Here is an 18,146-nt window from a genome sequence, read left to right on the forward strand (position 1 = left end):
GAGTAAACGTAACAAACATTCAAATTTATGGGAAAAGCATTACGCTCCAACTCGCTGGTGGCTAAAATTATGCGCGTCACATTATTACAAACCTTACTTATTGCCTCCCTGATCAGCGCTGTGAACGCCCACGTGGCCAGACCGCAGGAGCTGCTGAACAAACATGTGTCTCTGTCGGCAGAACAGGAGGAGATCAAAACCGTCTTTTCAAAGCTCGAAAAGCAGGTCGGGGTCAAGTTTCTGTACAGTTCCAACAGTGTGAACCCGGCGCTGAAAGTTTCTTTAAGAGCAAAAAGCGAACCGCTTTCCACCGTATTGGATAAGTTGTTACTTCCATTAAAGCTGACCTATGAGGTTTCCAACAAGCAAATAATCGTCAGTCGTATAGTGAGACCGTTACCGAATAAAGAGTCGGATGATGTCGGGCTGACAGAAACACCTCAGCCAGCGTCCCGGGTAACCGAGCGGCTCGTGCGGGGGACCGTAAAGGATGAGAATGGAGCGGGACTCCCCGGAGTCAGTGTTTTGCTGAAAGGAAGCCTTACGGGTACCACTACCGATGGAAGCGGAAAATTCTCGATCGATGTCGTCGACGAAAATTCCGTGCTGGTACTTTCATTTGTCGGTTACACGAGCCGCGAAATCACAGTTGGAAACCAGGTGCTTGTGGAAGTAGCTTTGAGCGTGGACACCAAATCGCTGGAAGAGCTTGTGGTTGTGGGATACGGCGCACAGAAGAAAGCCAACCTGACCGGTGCGGTTTCGACCGTGACTTCGGAGGTTTTGGAAAGCCGGCCGATCACCAACCTGGGACAAGGTTTGCAGGGAACCATTTCCAACCTGAATGTAAATCAGGGAAGCGGCTCGCCGGGTCAGGGGGCAACTTTTAACATCCGCGGCAACACGTCCATCAACGGCGGCTCGCCACTGGTTCTGGTTAATGGAATTCCGATGGATATCAACCTGCTCAGTCCGAATGACATAGAAAGCGTGACTGTTCTAAAAGACGCTGCATCGGCCGCCATTTATGGCGCTCGCGCTGCTTATGGGGTAATACTGGTCACTACCAAAAGTGGTAAGAAAAAAGACAGGCCCAGTGTTTCCATTTCATCCATCATCACCTCCAACGCGCCGACTACGCGTATTAAATTCATTGATACTAAAGATCGGATCGCTTATATGAATGAGGCTTATATGAGGGTCAATGGTCGTAATTATTATGATGACATTACGGTCGCGGCCATGATGGCGCATTACAATGATCCGACCAAGCCGCAGGCGATCATCCACCCTTCTAATCCGAATGAATGGATAGGAGTTGCGAACACGAACTGGGAAGACATCCTGATGAACAAAAGATACCCGATGCAGCAGCATTCAGCCAGTATTTCTGGCGGATCAGGGAAATTCGATTATTACAGCTCATTGTCGTACATCCACCAGACCGGATTGACGAATAAGGATTTGTTTAACGAGCGGTTCAACCGGTACAACCTGATGACTAATCTGAATTATGAGGTAACCAAATGGCTGAAACTGGGAACTAAAATTTCGGTGAACAACAGCAACAAAGAGTTTCCTCCAAATGATGCGCATTTCAGGAATTCATTCCCGGAAGCAGGTACTATTTATCAGACCAATGTGTACTCAACCCAGCCTTTGTACGATCCCAATGGCAAATGGACGCATGAGGGATCCATTGCAAATCCAGCCCAGTTTATCAAGGAAGGCGGGAATCAAACCAGGAAAATAAACGACATCTGGCTTACCGGAAAAGCAACCATTACCGCGATTCCCAACACCACATTCAACGTGGATTATTCTTTTAACACAAAGAATACAAATGAGATGTCGTATCTCGCGCTTCTTCCTTTTTATAACGGCGCGGGAGAGGCATCCGGTTATTATGGCGGATCTAATCCAAACCGGGTGATCAGGACCAATTATGACGATAATTACTATGTGATCAATGCATATGGCGACTACACCAGGACTTTGGGGAAAAACTACGTAAAGCTGCTGGCCGGGTTTAACCAGGAAAATGCTTCTTATGCCTGGATGAAAGCCGAACGCAGAAACCTGATCATTAACGACGTTCCCTACATGAGCCTGGCTTCGGGAGAAAGGTTTGCATCCGACGGACTCGACGAATATGCGATCAGAGGCGCATTTGCCCGCCTGAATTACAGCTTCGACGACAAGTATCTGTTTGAATTCAATGGCCGCTATGATGGTACTTCGAAGTTTGTCAAAAGAGACCGGTTTGCTTTTTTTCCTTCCGTATCCGTCGGCTGGCGTCTGGATAATGAAGGCTTCTTTTCGGGGTTGAAAAAAAATGTGGACCTGCTGAAATTCCGGGCTTCGTACGGAGCGCTCGGTAATCAGAATGTAACCGGGTATTATCCCTATATCGCCACATTGAGTGCGGCGGAAGTACCCTATCTGATCAATGGAGAAAGACCTATGTCGGTGTACGCGCCAGGTTTGGTGAGTCCGACGCTCACCTGGGAGACTGTCACGCAGGCGAATCTCGGGGTAGACATCGCATTGTTCAAAAACCGTCTGAACGCTTCTTTTGACATTTACCGGAGAGATACCCGGAATATGCTGACGAAATCACAAACGCTCCCGGCCGTGCTCGCGGTCACAGAACCGCAGTCCAACGCGGCAGATATGAAAACGTCCGGTTTCGACCTGAGTATCGAATGGCGGGACAGAATAGGAGAGGTACGTTATGAAGCAACGGTGATCCTGTCCGACTATTCAGCCAAAATCACCAAATACAGCAATCCTTCCGGGCTCATTTCCGATTACTATGTGGGACATAACCTCGGCGAAATTTGGGGGTTAACCACCGGTGGCTTGTTCCAGACAGATGAGCAGGCTCTGGCGCTCGATCAGTCCAATATCAATGGACGGAAAAGGCAGGCGGGTGATCTTTTTATGGAAGATTTGAATGGCGACGGAAAGATTACACGCGGCGCACAAACACTCAGTAACCCGGGAGATATGAGCGTGATCGGGAACAGCACTCCGAGGTACAGCTACGGCTTTCGTACCAACTGGAAATGGAAAGGATTTGATCTGGATGTCTTTTTTCAGGGTGTAGCCAAAAGAGAGGTCAACTTGTCGCAGCTGTATTACCTTACGCAATACTCGAATGAGTGGGTAGGGATTGCAAAAACGGCGATGGACTACTGGTCGCCCGAAAACCCGGATGCATTTTTTCCGAGGCCTATCATTTCAGGGGCGGCGGATGTTACGGCAACGCAGTCGAGATTTATACAAAATGGGGCTTACCTGAGGCTGAAACAATTGTCGTTTGGATACACGATCCCATTAAATATCAGCAAAAAAGTAGGGATGGAGCGCATTAAAGTATTCTTCACGGGAGCCAATCTGTGGACAGCTACTAAGATGATCAAGATCTCCGACCCGGAACTGGCCGGACCAAGCTCATATCCATTGTACAGGTCGCTGTCTGTGGGAGCAAACATCAATTTCTAAACCCATTAATGAGCACGGAAATGAAAAAAATACTTTTTACAACACTGATTTCTGCCTTTCTCGTAACCGGCTGCAACGACAACTTTCTTGAGCGTTTTCCGGAGGACAAGATCAGCGACGGAAATTTCTGGAAAACCGGCGCAGATTTTAAGATGTACGCTGCCCAGTTCTATCCCAATTTATATGATGCGAGACTGGCCTGGTATACGCTTGATAATTTTAGTGATAATCAGGTACCCAGCAGCAGGAACCCCTATACCTGGGGTGAATATCCGATACCTTCTTCGGGAGGCGGCTGGGACAAAGCAGACTGGCTCCCGATCAGGAAGGTGAACTATGCACTGGACAGGATCGCCGGTGTTCCCGAAGATGCCGCCTTGAAGCTTGCACATGGAGAATTACGCTTCTTTCGCGCGTTTTTTTATTTTGATAAACTAAAAAAATTCGGCGAGGTCCCCTGGATCGAATCGAGCCTTGATACCGAATCGGAGGAACTTGTCGCTCCACGGGATTCGCGGGAAACGGTGGTGAACAAGATGCTGGCTGACCTGGATTTTGCCATACAAAGCCTTCCCGAAACCTCCACCGAGGACAGAGTTACGAAATTCGCCGCATTGACATTGAAAGGCGATATCGCACTTTATGAAGGTACTTTCAGAAAATACCAGAAGAAGGAGGGAGATTATCTGGCGATTCTGAAGAAGGCCGTGGAAGCTTACGAGGCGGTGATCAGCTCCGGGCGTTTCGGTGTATGGTCGACGGGGAACCCTGCAAAGGATTATTTCGATCTGTTTGTCCAGTATGAATTAAAAGGAAATCCGGAGGGGATTCTCGTGCAGCGTTACATCACTGATAAACGTATGCACAATAACGTTCGACAGCTGGGTGAGCCGTACACCGGTTACAGCAAGGATTTTGTGGAATCGTACCTGTGCATCGACGGTCTGCCCATTGCCCTGAGCCCGCTCTACAAAGGCGACGCCAATTTTGCAGACGAGTTCATCAACCGGGATCCGCGCATGGACCAATCCGTTTACCAGTCCAAACGGCCGTACCGGATTTTCGATGACGGTTCCACAACCTACAAACCGATGCCTGAATTCCAGAATAACTACAGTCCGACAAGTTATTTCATTATCAAAGGTTACAGTCCGTATGAACGCGACAGACTGCCCAGCACTTCCACGACCGATGACTTTGTTTTCCGCTACGGAAAGCTACTGGTTTCCTATGCAGAGGCCAAGGCAGAGCTCGGAGAATGCACGCAGGCCGTGCTCGACAAGACTGTGAATCTCCTGCGTGACAGGGTGAAAATGCCTCATTTGAAAGCAGAAGTAGGTTTTGTTGACCCTAACTGGCCTAAATGGGAAGTAGCAATCACGCCGCTTCTGAATGAGATCAGAAGGGAGCGACGCCTCGAAACCTGCGCAGAGGGAATCCGGTGGGACGATCTGGTGAGATGGGGGGCAGGTAAATTGCTGGAAAACCCGAAAACAATGCAAGGTGCCAAGGATCCGGCTACAAAAGCCAACCGGGTTATATATCCGGGAATTACAGCCAGAACATGGAATAATAAGCTTTATCTCTATCCGATTCCTTTGCAGGAAACAGCACTCAATCCGAGTCTTACCCAGAATCCGGGCTGGTAGTTTGTATTGGATAAGTAATTCTAAAATTCTAGTCATTAAGTGTCTTTGAGATGAAAAAAAACGTTGACAGCCGCAGAGATTTTATAAAAAAGTCGCTGGTTGTAGCCTCCGCCGCGGGGCTTGGCCAGGTTTCGGAAGCGAACAGGAGCAGGGCCGCGGAACCATTGCCATTTGACCGGCAGCAGGTGGCGGAAAGTCCAACAAAAGCCGCTTTCGCAGAAAAGGATATTACGCCTGCACTTGGAATGGAGCAGCCGGGCGGATATGGAAAGGTTTTGCACAAGTCCATACACGATCCTTGCAAAGTTCGGGCTTCGGTTTTCAATGATGGCACAAGTATCGTTTCAGTGGTATCCGTCGATGCGCTGATGTTATCCGCATCGCTGGTTGCTGCGGCGCGCAAAAGGATACAATCCCAAACGGGGATCCCCGCCGATGCGATTTTGATCTGCGCCACGCATTCCCATTCATCCGGCCCGACGGGTATGGTCCAGCCCGGCGAGTTCGACTGGGCCGACAGCCTGGTAAAGGAACTGGCATACGACAAATCTTCGTGTGCCAATGCCGCTTACCTCGAAACAGTCGAGAACCAGATTGTCGCCGCAGTATCGGAAGCCCATGGAAAATTAGCCGAGGTTGAAATTGGCGTCGGTCGCGGGCTGGAAGACCAGGTAGCCTTTAACCGGAGGTTTTTCATGAAAAATGGCCTCACCTACACGCATCCGGGACAACTCAACCCGGATATCGTCAAGGCTGCCGGCCCGATCGATCCGGAAGTAGGAGTAGTGGGGGTTTGGGATAAAAATGACAAGTGTATCGGCTGCATGGTAAATTATACCTGCCACACCACAACGAATCCCGGGGGCGTGTCTGCCAACTGGGTCTACTACCTCGAACAAACCATTCGCGGCGCTTTTGGTCCCGAATGCGTGGTGGTGTTCATTCAGGGAGCGGCGGGCGATGTTACCCAGGTAGATAATCGTAATGCATTCACAAACCGTCAGGGCGAGCGTTGGGCTCGTTTTGTCGGTGCACGGGTTGGGGCCGAGGCGGTGAAAGTACTGCTGGATATGCCGCGGGGAACACTTTCGCCATTAGGCTACAAGGTTCACCGGGAAAACATGAAACGCCGTCTGCCTTCTTCGCAGAAAGTGAAGGAAAGCCTTGCAATGGTAAAAAAGAATCCGGAGGAGGTCGGTGTCACAAAATGGACTTTTGCAAAAGAGATTGTTATGCTTGATGCAAAAGCAAAAAAGGCTCCCACTGTTCCTGTCGAGATTCAGGTGATTCAAATAGGGCCGGTCGCCATTGTCGCTAATCCGTCCGAGTATTTTTGCCAATTTGGACTGGATATCAAAATGAATAGTCCGTTTGAGTACACGTTTATCTCGATGCTGGCGAATGGATGCGTCGGCTACGTGCCAACCCGCGAAGCATTTGCATCGGGTGGCGGCGGTTACGAAACCCGCCTTACGCTGTACAGCAACCTGGAAATCGCCGCCGGTGACCGCATGGCTTTCATTGGGATCGATCTGGCGCGACAGCTTAAACCGGGCGATGCACCTATCGGACAAAAAGCCCCGGATTTCAGCAGTAAGCCCTGGGAATACGGCAGCGTAGCACCGGAGCTGGCCTGATTAGGAATGCAATTTCTTCTTATCAGGAATTTAAAATAAACAGGTCAACGTACACAGTCGTTTGCAATGAAAATAAGAGTTTTTTTAATTATAGCCATTGGTTTTGCATTTGCTTTGAGCCCCAAACAGGATAGCACTTCCGGCCCGGGGGCAGATTCCCTTCGCTTGAAAAAAGCAATGGAGAGTTTCAGACTGGAAGAAGGATTAGGCATAGAACTGGTCGCCTCGGAGCCGCTCGTGATAGATCCGGTTGCATTTGCCTTTGACGAGCAAAACGATTTGTATGTCGTCGAGGATAGGGGATATCCGGATCCGATCGATGGTTCGAAAGCGCCGGCCATAGGCAGGATAGCGCTTTTGCGGGACACCGATAGCGACGGGAAGTACGAGACACGTCGTGAATTCGTAGGCGATCTGACGTATCCCAATGGTATCTTACCCTGGAAAGGAGGCGTTTTTGTTACATGCGCCCCGCATGTTTATTATTTCAAAGACACGGATGGAGATGGGGTTGCCGATATCAAAGACATTGTTTTAACAGGTTTTAATTCGGATAAAACGGCCCAGATCAGGATCAGTCACCCGGTACTTGGGCTCGATGGCTGGGTGTACATCACCAGCGGACTTAACAGTGGAACGGTAACTTCACCAAAGCATCCTGAACGCGAAGCGGTTAATTTTACTTCGGCGGACGGTCGGTTTGACCCGGAGACTTTTGTTTTCGAAAATGCGGGTGGCCGCAGCCAGTTCGGGTTGACTTTTGATCCTTTTGGACGCAGGTTTGGTACCTCCAACCGGCACCCGGTCATGCAGATGATGATCGCGCCCTGGGATCTGAAGAGAAATCCTTCCTTGTTATTTACAGAAACCTATCAGAACGTATCGAATGTGGAGGCCAATGCGAAAGTAATGCCCATTAGCGGGGCGGTGACGACGGCCGAGTTCATTCCCAAGCTCATGGGGCTTTCGCACACAGGTACATTTACCTCGGCCTGTGGCTTGCTGGTGTACAATGGCAACCGGATGAGCAACGCGCATAAGGGAAATGTGTTTATCTGTGAGCCGGCGCAAAACCTCGTGCAACGACAGTTGATGAGTCCCGATGGTGCCGGTTTCCGCTCCGAACTGGCCGATCAGAACAAAGAATTTCTGGCTTCTACCGACGAATGGTTCAGGCCCGTGTTTCTTAACCATGGCCCGGACGGATCTTTGTACCTGGCGGATATGCACCGGAAAGTGATTGACCACCCGTCTTATGTTCCCGAGGAAGCCCGTCACCTGCTGGATTTTGAAAGCGGAAAGTCAGACGGCAGGTTATACAGGATTTACAAAAAAGGCCAGCCAGCCAACCGGCAACGTCCGGATTTCAAGAACCAGGCGGATGTGCTCGCAGCTTTGGACTCCGATAACGAATGGCATCGCCAAACTGCTTTCAGGGTTATACTCCAGAATAAAAGCGCTCAGTATTCTCCTGGCCTGAAAACTCTTGCGATCAATTCTTCGAAAGCCGAGAGCAGGGCTGCTGCACTGTGGTTACTCAGTCATTTGCAAACGCTAGACAAAAACGTGCTGGAAAAGGCGCTCCGTGACCCTTCATCCGGCGTCCGCGAACAAGCAGTGAAACTCACCGATCGCAACGCTATGGATGCCGCCGTGGTCAGCGACTTATTGGCACCCCTGGCAAGTGACGCCGACAAACGGGTACGCTTTACAGCTGCTCTGGCATTGGGGAACTACAAAACGCAGGCTTCGTTGGACGCGCTCGCGAAAATTGCAGCCATGGATGGAGAGGATAAGTGGACTCGAAACGCCGTTCTTAGCGGAATTTCGGAAAGGTTACCGGGATTCCTGACCGCATTAAAAAAACAAAAAGGGAAAAATGATCGCGCATATGCATTGGTCATGCAGGAAATGGGCCGGTTGTTCGGAAATGCGGCGTCGGTTCAGGCATGCAGGGAATTGTTGATAGAAACACTGGATAAAAATGCAGCTGAGGATTGGCGGGCGTCGACGATCCTCGGATTAGCCGAGGGTGTGGCCAGGAGAAAAGAGTTTAGCAGTACTGGCAAGCCGGTGTTGCAGGCTTTGCTGGAAGGTACTTCCGGGCAGTCTGCGGTGAAGCAGCTGGAAGCTTTCATGAAGACTATGAACGCCGTCGCGCTCAGGGAGGATCTGCCCGTTCCGCAACGGAAGGATGCGGTGGCTTTGCTAGGGTTCTACGATTTTCAAAAAGCCAGGCCGACGCTTCAAAAGACGTTAAATGCTAAAAATCCGCCTGAGCTGCAAATCGAAACGGTAGCGGCATTGACCAGGCTGGCAAACCCCCAGGGAGCAGCTTTACTGACGGATAAGAAGACCTGGTCGGGTTATACGCCGCGGGTGAAAAGCGCCGTGATTGCTGCATTGGTATCGAATACGGAGTTTATCCAGGTGGTGTTTACCGGACTTGAAAGTAAGGCTATCGGCGCGGCCGAGATCACTTCGAATGACCGCCAGCGACTGATGAGCCACAAAAATGAAGTGATCAGTAAGAAGGCGGCCGGGTATTTTGCCGAACTTGAGTCGGGAGGGAGGATGAAGGTTTACCAGGATTTTCGGGCTAAGCTCAGGGAGCCGGCCGTCGCCGCGCAGGGAAAAGAGGTGTTTCTGAAAAGTTGTTCTGCTTGTCATACCCATTCCGGCTTGCAGGGTGGAAATGTTGGGCCTGACCTTTCCGGAATCCGTAACCAGCCTCCGGATGCCATATTGCTCCATATCCTGGTACCCAATTATGAAGTGTATCCGGCCTATCAGGCACTGAATGTCGAAACGGTTGAAGGAAATACGGTTACCGGATGGCTGCTTTCCGAAACGGAAAATTCACTGACGATACGCACCGCTTTTTCGACAGAGGAAACGATTCTCAGAAAAAATATAAAAACGCTGACTAATCCCGGCGTGTCGCTGATGCCCAATGGTCTGGAGCAAACGATGAGCGGCCAGGAGCTGCTGAACCTGATCGCATTTTTGAAATCGTCGGGCTAGCATTAAAAAACTCCAATTAGTATAACATTTACACTAATCCTAAATGGATTGTTTATCATTTACCAATCAACTATTCCTGAACACGATGAAAACACTTTTTTGCAATGCCGGTCCTGGTATGAATCCGAAATCCCGATACATAATTCTGCTGATTTTAATGGTTTTACAATTCACAGCTGCGCGGGCTCAATCCAAACAGTATGTACTTCAGGCGGGGGCATCTCTGAGTAATATCACTCCGTTTCTGGAAGGCGGGATCGTTGGTAATTTCGGTGTCCCGCCACAAGCCAAGTACATTCACGACGAGCTTTTTGCAAAATCACTGGTGCTGGATGACGGCCAGCAGCAAATCGCCATTGTCATCGTGGACAACCTGCAGATCAGCAGAGAGGTATTTGACTATGCACGCCAGCTGATCCAGGAAAAAACGGGTATGAAAAAGGAAAATATCCTGTTAGCTGCTACCCACACGCATTCGAGCGTGAGCGCAAGCGGTGTCGACGATCAACGTATGAATTTTAATTATGCCCGACCGCTGGATGAGTACCAGACCTTTGTTGCCAAACGCATTGCCGATGGTGTAAGGCGGGCTATTTATCAGAAGGAACCGGCCAAAATCGGCTGGGGCTCGGTGCAGGTTCCGCAACATGTTTTCAATAGAAGGTGGATTATGAAGGAAGGGGCCGACGTTCCCAACCCATTTGGAGGACAAGATAAAGCAAGGATGAACCCGGGCGTCGGCAATCCGGATCTCGTGCGACCTGCGGGACCGACCGATCCCGAATTGTATTTCGTATCCGTTCAGGCTCTGGATGGAAGACCGATCGGGCTGCTGGCCAATTATTCGCTGCACTATGTCGGCGGGGTTCCGGCAGACCACATTAGTTCGGATTATTTCGGCGCTTTTGCGGGATATTTTACCAAATTGGTAGAGGCAGATAAAAACGTCGCCGGGTTTGTGGCGATGATGTCAAACGGGACTTCGGGAAATATAAATAACATCAATTTCAGAGGGCCTGCCGAAAAAATGAGCAGCTATCAGAAAATGCAGATCGTAGCGAAAGATGTCGCGGAAGCCGCCTATAAAGGCAGCAAGGGACTGACTTACAAAACCGATGTGAAGTTGGGAGCAGTATATAGCGAATTGAATCTTGAGGTGCGGAAACCGACCCCTGCCATGTTGGCAAGAGCGAAGGAAGTGCTCGCTAACCCGGACAAGATGAAGCATTACCATCAGCAGGAACCCACTTATGCGAAACGGATCATACAGATTCAGGAAAACTGGCCCGATAAAATCGATGTCGTCATGCAGACCTTGCAAATCGGTGATCTGGGAATTGCAGCGATTCCGTTCGAGACATTTGCCGAAACAGGGCTGGAAATAAAAGCCAAAAGTCCATTTAAATCAACTTTTGTGATTGAGCTGGCCAATGGAAGTTACGGCTATCTGCCGACTCCGGAACAGCATGAGTTAGGTGGATATGAAACCTGGCTGGGAACCAACCGCGTTGAAAAACAAGGTTCTGCTAAGATCACAAAGCGTTTGCTGGAGCAATTTAATCAGATGAAAAAATAAGAGTATAATGATCTAATGGACCCTGGTCGGAACGTCAGCTACTCTGCTCCTCGGTTTTTAAAAAAGTAAAAACAAGGTCGTAAAATTCCTTTGGAAGAAAAGGCTTCACAAGGTATTCTGAAAACCCGCTGGACAATGCCTTGTCACGCTCATCGGTAAACGCGGAAGCTGTCAGCGCGATTACGGGTATCAGGGAGCCTTGTGCACGGATGATCTGGGTAGCTTCGAAACCATTCATGACGGGCATCTTAAGATCCATCAATATCAGATCGTAGTGATTGTTGTTAAATCTTTCAACGGCTTCGCAGCCATTTTCGGCCTTATCGTATTGCAAACCGACCTTTTTGAGCAGGTTCGTGGCAAATAGCAGGTTAACCGCATTGTCATCCACGACCAAAACCCGCGCTTCCGGCAGAGTAACTTTTACGCCTACCGGTTTTTCCTCCACCGGTTGCAGATCGGAATAGGCGAAATCAATGCAAAAAGAAAATTGCGATCCAAGCCCCTGCTTACTTTCCAGTTTTATGTCACTTCCAAAAAGTCGTAAAAGTTCTTTGGTAATAGCCAGTCCTAGTCCGGTTCCGCGGTTGCCACGATTGGCTTCTATACTGCTTTGCACAAAAATCTCGAAAATGGAGGACTGATCTTCCAACGGAATTCCGATCCCCGAATCGCTGATTTCGAAGTATATCGATATCTGACTTTCATCCCTTTTTTGTTCCCTGACCCCCAGTTTTACAAAACCTTTCTCGGTGAACTTAATGGCATTGTGGATGAGGTTGGTAATGATCTGATTGAGACGTACCTGATCGCCTGTCAGGTGCGCAGGCAGGGCCGGGTCCGTTTCGAAGATTAAGTCCAACCCTTTTTCCCGGGCACGCGGGATGAACGTTTTTTCAAGGTTATTGAGAAACAAGGAAAGATCAAATGGTTTTCTTGCAAGCTTGACGTGGTCGGAATTGATCTTATTGAAATCAAGAACATCATTTACGACCGCCATCAGGTGATCTGACGAAAACTTTAAAGTCCCGACCAGTTCTTTCTGAAAATCCGTTCGCAAATCTTCTTGCAGCATCAGATGCGTAATTCCTACGATCCCGTTCAGTGGGGTCCTGATCTCATGGCTCATCATAGAAAGGAAATCGGATTTTGCCTGCATGGCCTCCCTCGCCAGCTGGTTTTGTTTTTCCAGCTCTTTATTTTGCCTTTGCAGACTTTGGGAATAGATAAATTCCCGGTAATGCTTGTTATACCGCATCTGCAAAATCAATGGAAAAACGGTTTGTCCCAGAAAGTAGAAGAAGCCGCCTTCTTTCAAAAAACGAATCAGCACATCCTCTCCATGGATGTAAAGTCCAAGCGAAAAAAACAGGATCGTGGCTATCGAACTAACCAGGGCATAACGAAAATTCCAGCCGAGCACCCAGATCGAAAATATCAGCTGTAAGGTCAGGTTAATGCTCAGATCATAATAATAAAGAGTCTGAAAACGGGCCAGTATAAACGAATGGAAAATGATCAGCAGAAGCCGGCTGAAAAAAGAAGCATTCTGACTATTTATTTTCTCCCTGAAATGCAGGAAAATGATCAGTGCTACCAGAATGCTGCAGGCAATTTGTATCTGAAAAATGGATCGATAATTGGGGTTGCCGTTCAGGTAATACAAAATGGAGGTCAATGGATAACCAACCATAAACGTCAAACAAAATATCCTGTTACCCCACAAGGATTTAGCTTCGAATTCTTTTTCCCAAAGATTCTGCAAACCGTGTGGATCATCCTTTATCTTATGGAATAATTTATTTGTTGCCACTGCCAGTAAACTCGATATAAAACATCGCAAAGTAGCGATTTGGAGCACATTTTCCGCTACTATTTAGTACTTGACGGTAAATAAATATGACTATACGAAACAACAAGTAATTGTACAAAAATCTCGGGTGCATTCAGGTGCACGTTGAGATTGATCGGCCGGCGGGTTTAATGTCGTTAAAATGGCGTCAAACAACGGAGGAAGACGGTTTAAGTTTAAAGGAATAGATTTCCCGCAAATGCACTCATAACGCCTGCGTTTTAGTGGAGATCCCGATCCGGTTTAAAAAGTTCATGTGCGAAATACAGATCATGATATCCGCAATTTCCTTTTTTTGGAAGAATGAGTGCAGTTTTTCGTAGGCCTGATCAGAAACGCCATGCTGAAAAATAAAAGTCATTTCCTCTGCCACTTCGAGCACCGATCGCTCACTGTCGGAAAATAGGGGGCTTTCCTGCCAGGCTGACAAAGCGAATATGCGCCGGGGCGTCTCCCCGTGCCGCAATGCATCCTGCGTGTGGAAATCAATGCAATAGGCGCATTTGTTGATCTGTGAAACCCTGATCTTTATAATTTCTATCAGGCTTTTGGGGAGAGTGGATTGATACAGACGTTTGTCTATTGCAGATATCAGCTCCCAGTATTGTGGCTCCTCTTCCCAAACGTCGAGCCGGTGTTTGATTACTTTGTTCATAACAATTAATGTTTATAATACAAAGGTCAGGAACCTGCGGCATCAGATTCTTAAACTGGTTTAAGAACTAAACTTTTTTCTTAATTCGCTGAGATATTCAGGTGTAAAGCCTAAAAAAGAAGCCAGCAGATATTGCGGTACCCGTTGGGTGAAATCCGGGAAATGTTCCAGGAAATGCTGATACAACTCCTCTTTGGAAAATTCATAAAGATACCTCAACCGCATCTGAGACGCGGCATAGGAACGCTGGAATACCTGATGGAAATATGCATTCAGTTGCGGTACCTGTTCGAGAAGTGCCCGTTGATTATCGGCACTGATACATAACACTTCGACAGGCTCTGTGCAGCGGACGGAGAACTGGGACGTGGTGCCCTTCTGGAAAGCTGTAAAATCCGAGGTCCACCAATTTTCCAAAGCGAAATCGATGGTCTGTTCGGTGCCGTTTTGCCTGAGGTAACTTACATGCACGCAGCCTTTTACGATGAAGAACTTTTCGAAGCACCGCTGGCCTTCTGTCAGCAGGAGCTCTTTCTTTTTATATGTTCTATGCTCAAAAAATGACTTGATCAAATCGGCGTCGCCGATTTGAATGGCACAGTATTTCCGGATATGATCCAGCAGTTGTTGCATTGCAAACGGTTTAGGTTAAAAAGTACTTCTACTCCTTCGCAACTCCGGACAATGTCACAGACACGCCCACCTGGTAAGGCCTGTAACGCCATTCCAGCGACCTGATCTTAAGATCATGGAGACCTGCCGCTACATATGGTCCGACTGAAATTTGGAATGGCACCCGCACGCGGAGCTTGCGGGCAAAGCTAGCGTTTACCATGGCCAGTCCCTGGTTGCCTGAAATGGACCTGGTGTATTCCATGCCCGCGGTTGCATAGTAGGGGCGAAGGGCCGGGGCCTGGAAATCAAACTGGCGGGCTACCCCCAAACCGATGAAATGCAGGTACTGTCTGATTTCATTCATGGATGTGTACTGGCGTGTGATCTTATACTGACCGGGGCCGGTTTGCTCCATTTCGATTTTTTGACCGCCAATGTCAAACCGTGTCTGGTATTGCAGGAAGGTATATGCGGCCGACCATTTGAAACCCCAATGCTCTAATCCCGCGGCCAGCCTGATACCTTTGGACTGCATGGATGACAGCCCTGCAAACCGGATGTTTTCGATGATCATCTGAGGGTTCGAGCGCACGTACAGCATCTGAAAATTTTGAGAGGGGGTCATGGATAAAAACCATCCGGTAACATTCTTTTTTTTCAGGATGGGGGGCGCTGTATCCGAATCCGGGGCGATCTCAGGCCAGACCGGCAAACTGGTCTTCAATGGTTTGACGGGGCGAATAGGGAGGCTCGTCAGCAATGGCCGGGAAGATGGTGTCGGCAAGCTTGCCGATAAAGCTTCCGGTTCCGGTTGCTGCTCCGCGACTAGGTCGACATGTGAGAAATTGGTGCGGACTTGCCTGGTAGGGACAAGAACGGAAACCCGAAGGTCCGCTGCCCGATCGGGCTTTCTGACCGGCTTTACCCTTTGAGCCGTGGCATTTTTCGGTGACGATGTGCCGATTGTTTTGACAGGGCCTACATGTCGCGGGGGGATTTTTTTACCATAATTGGTTGCAACCGCACTTTCTTTCTTATCAGTTTTCGTAAAATACAGCGTCAGCAAAAGCACCGTCAGCAACCCCAATGCGGCGTAGATGAGACGGTTGCGGTGATGCGGTAGCCCGGCAAAGACCCTTTTTCGGAGTGATGGCCCCGGGGTCAACTCAAACTGTTCGAAGGACTCTTTCAGCCAGTCGCCCAATGGTTCCTTAAAGTTTTCCTCGTTCGATCCGTTCATCTTCAATTATGCCTGTTTCCTGTAATTTTTTCATTAAAAGCTTTTTACCCCGCATGAGCTGCGACTTTGAGGTAGAGGCCTCTATGCCCATCATTTCCGAGATCTCAATGTGGTTATAGCCATCGATCAGGTACAAATTGATGATCGTCCGGTAACCGTTTGGCAAGTCGCTCAGCACTTTTAGTACCAATTCAATATCGACATGACCCCATGGGCTGAATCCGCCTGAATCCCAGTTCTGCACGTTAAGGTCAATGGGAGCGCTCATGAGTTCTTTTTTCGTCGTCCTTTCATAATAACTCAGCGCGGTACGGATGATGATCGATTTGACCCAGCTATCGGCCGACTCCGGCGCATTGAGGTCATCTATTTTCTTGAAAACCTTAATAAACGCCTCCTGGAAAATGTCTTCCGCTTCTGAAAGCGTACGTGCATACCTGCGGCAAATGCCGAGCATTTTGCCCTGATAGCGGTCATAAAATGCATTCTGCGCCTTTTGCTCGCCCCGCTGGCAACCTTCAACGAGTTCTGTCAGAGAATTGTACCGTCGTTTAGAAAAGAGCATCAAATGGAAATCGGTTAAAGGAGCGGTTATTCCTATTGAGCATTGTTAAAATTGATAAGCTGTAAATTCGTGATAGATCAGGTCCCCATTGTCATTAAAGTAAAGGTTGAATATTTGTCCGATCTCCGTGTCTTTTCGTACGCTGATGTGATACCCTGAGCATCCATCCACCGAAAAACGGATTGCGGACTCGAAAATAAAACCGTCCATTTCCGGCGAAGCATTGATGTAATTGTAAACAAAGGCCGGCAGATCTTCCTGCTTGACAACCGATCCATGCAGAACAAATAACGGGTTTTCATCCTGGTCGAAAATAAACATCCCGTTCCTGTTAACAAACGTCCTGCGGCCATCCTGGTCATAGGAAACCCACATTCCGGGATGTTCTGCCATGCCGATCCGTTTCAGGTAGTTCCCAATTTTCGGGGATACATCCATTGGCTTTTCGACATAGTAGGCCAGGGTTGATTGCGAACCCATAGTTAGAGCAAACTTTACGTTGTTTGCCCCATTGGTGATCACCTTGATGGTGCGCTCCATGCCCATCCATTGATAGTCAAATGCAACTCGCGGCCAATCCTCGCCTGCGGCGGTTTCAGGCTGGATTTCCCAGGTCTCACTGGCGACGGTCCCGCCGCGGATAGCTAGCTTGTCAAGGAACTGCACCAGCGGCTCGGGAAGCTGGTTGTTCAGAAATCTTGCATTCGCCAGTACCGCCTGCGTATCAACGACCGCTTTGTATTGCCGGGAATTACTCATGAAATCAACAGACCAGATTTTTTCAGGCGTCAGTGGTGCGAAGACCAGGCTGGTCGATTCCGGAAAACGTTTTTTCACGGCTTGAAATGCCTTTACGGGCACATTTTCGGATTGCGGGTTCAATTCTTTGGCACGGTTGCAGCCCACCAGCGTCATTACCGCGCAGAGCAATAGATAGGATATCCTTTTTCTCATGGTCCTTATCGGGAGTTTATACAACCCATTAGACCCGAAAGATGCAGTGCGCGGATGCATGAAGTTTATTTTTTTTATAATAACCTGATTTTAAATGCTGTATGCGTTGATAAAAGTGGCACATTCTTTAAATTGGTCCAACATTTTTTCAATTGAACATTTATCACTTAAATAATTAGCTATGAAATTAAAACTGATCCTATCGTTTTTTCTTTTAACCACTTGTTTTGCTGCATTTAGTCAATTAAAGCCTGACACGGCTGCTGAAAAGGCTTTAATTAAGGTATCCGTGATGTATCCATATTCCGAAGGTAAAACCTTTAATATCGAGTATTATGAAACGAAGCATATGCCTATGGTAGCAGGGTTTTTAGGATCAAATCTGGTTAAATACACCATTGAAAAAGGAGTTGCCAGTGGTATTCCCAACCAACCACTGCCTTTTATGGCTATCGGTGCATTTTATGTCAAGAGTTTAAGCGACTATCAAGCAGCTATCGCGCCAAACAGAGACGCCATCCGTGCAGATTTCCCAAACTACACCAATATCAGCCCTGTCATTTTAGTAAGTGAGGTGGTAAAGTAAATCGGTACAGACCCTTTCGGTATTCTTCGGCTTTTTAAATAGAAAGCAGCCTGAGTTTGGTTTTTATACCTTTTTCAGTTCCTTGAACTCACTGATTTACTCACCAAAAATTTGTGAGAAATTGGATCTTTTGGCATAACCCAGAAAAGAAAAAAGCCTGCAAACTGTTGATTTGCAGGCTTTTGATGCTTTTTGTTATTTCTTCAAGTGATCCCGCCGGGATCATACTTTTTGAGAGAACAAATTGTTTATCAATCATTTATATCCTAGCAAATCTTGTACTCAC

Annotated in this window: 12 protein-coding genes; 6 read left to right on the top strand and 6 right to left on the bottom strand. The window is 48.3% G+C overall.

Features of this window, described 5'->3' with window-relative positions; translation table 11 throughout:
- Positions 1–27: 27 nt before the first annotated feature.
- The 5 genes from LZG72_RS22960 to LZG72_RS22980 all read left to right on the top strand — a co-directional run bounded on the left by LZG72_RS22960 (position 28) and on the right by LZG72_RS22980 (position 11,393).
- Positions 28–3,507: a TonB-dependent receptor gene (locus LZG72_RS22960; protein ID WP_233877470.1), complete on the top strand. Its 3,480-nt coding sequence runs from the start codon at positions 28–30 to the stop codon at positions 3,505–3,507.
- Positions 3,508–3,527: 20 nt separating this feature from the next.
- Positions 3,528–5,156 (top strand): RagB/SusD family nutrient uptake outer membrane protein, encoded by a 1,629-nt coding sequence (locus LZG72_RS22965; RefSeq protein WP_233877471.1) that lies wholly within the window; start codon positions 3,528–3,530, stop codon positions 5,154–5,156.
- A 50-nt stretch (positions 5,157–5,206) separates the two neighbouring features.
- Entirely contained in the window at positions 5,207–6,793 is a 1,587-nt protein-coding gene (locus LZG72_RS22970; RefSeq protein WP_233877472.1) for a twin-arginine translocation signal domain-containing protein, read from the top strand.
- A 66-nt stretch (positions 6,794–6,859) separates the two neighbouring features.
- Positions 6,860–9,817: a PVC-type heme-binding CxxCH protein gene (locus LZG72_RS22975; RefSeq protein WP_233877473.1), complete on the top strand. Its 2,958-nt coding sequence runs from the start codon at positions 6,860–6,862 to the stop codon at positions 9,815–9,817.
- 85 nt (positions 9,818–9,902) lie between these two features.
- Positions 9,903–11,393: a neutral/alkaline non-lysosomal ceramidase N-terminal domain-containing protein gene (locus tag LZG72_RS22980; protein ID WP_233877474.1), complete on the top strand. Its 1,491-nt coding sequence runs from the start codon at positions 9,903–9,905 to the stop codon at positions 11,391–11,393.
- Positions 11,394–11,427: 34 nt separating this feature from the next.
- Here the strand turns inward: LZG72_RS22980 and LZG72_RS29360 are convergent, their stop codons facing one another.
- The 6 genes from LZG72_RS29360 to LZG72_RS23010 form a co-directional block, all read right to left on the bottom strand.
- The gene (locus LZG72_RS29360) at positions 11,428–13,206 is read right to left on the bottom strand and encodes a response regulator (RefSeq protein WP_233877475.1); all 1,779 of its coding nucleotides are present in this window, start codon (positions 13,204–13,206) and stop codon (positions 11,428–11,430) included.
- A 244-nt stretch (positions 13,207–13,450) separates the two neighbouring features.
- Positions 13,451–13,900, bottom strand: a complete 450-nt coding sequence (locus LZG72_RS22990) for a carboxymuconolactone decarboxylase family protein (RefSeq protein WP_233877476.1) — start codon at positions 13,898–13,900, stop codon at positions 13,451–13,453.
- A gap of 60 nt (positions 13,901–13,960) precedes the next feature.
- Entirely contained in the window at positions 13,961–14,533 is a 573-nt protein-coding gene (locus LZG72_RS22995) for a Crp/Fnr family transcriptional regulator (protein ID WP_233877477.1), read from the bottom strand.
- A gap of 28 nt (positions 14,534–14,561) precedes the next feature.
- On the bottom strand, positions 14,562–15,755 hold the full coding sequence (locus LZG72_RS23000) for a hypothetical protein (protein WP_233877478.1): 1,194 nt from the start codon (positions 15,753–15,755) through the stop codon (positions 14,562–14,564).
- The gene (locus tag LZG72_RS23005; protein ID WP_233877479.1) at positions 15,727–16,320 is read right to left on the bottom strand and encodes an RNA polymerase sigma factor; all 594 of its coding nucleotides are present in this window, start codon (positions 16,318–16,320) and stop codon (positions 15,727–15,729) included. The genes LZG72_RS23000 and LZG72_RS23005 overlap by 29 nt, the downstream gene beginning before the upstream one ends.
- Before the next feature lie 45 nt (positions 16,321–16,365).
- Positions 16,366–17,274 (bottom strand): hypothetical protein, encoded by a 909-nt coding sequence (locus LZG72_RS23010; protein WP_233877480.1) that lies wholly within the window; start codon positions 17,272–17,274, stop codon positions 16,366–16,368.
- Between the two features lie 181 nt (positions 17,275–17,455).
- Here LZG72_RS23010 and LZG72_RS23015 point away from each other — a divergent pair, with 181 nt between their 5' ends.
- A complete protein-coding gene (locus LZG72_RS23015) occupies positions 17,456–17,860 on the top strand; it encodes an EthD family reductase (RefSeq protein ID WP_233877481.1) in 405 nt (134 codons plus the stop codon).
- Positions 17,861–18,146 lie beyond the last annotated feature (286 nt).

Source organism: Dyadobacter sp. CY323 (assembly GCF_021390245.1).
Taxonomy (GTDB): Bacteria; Bacteroidota; Bacteroidia; order Cytophagales; family Spirosomataceae; genus Dyadobacter.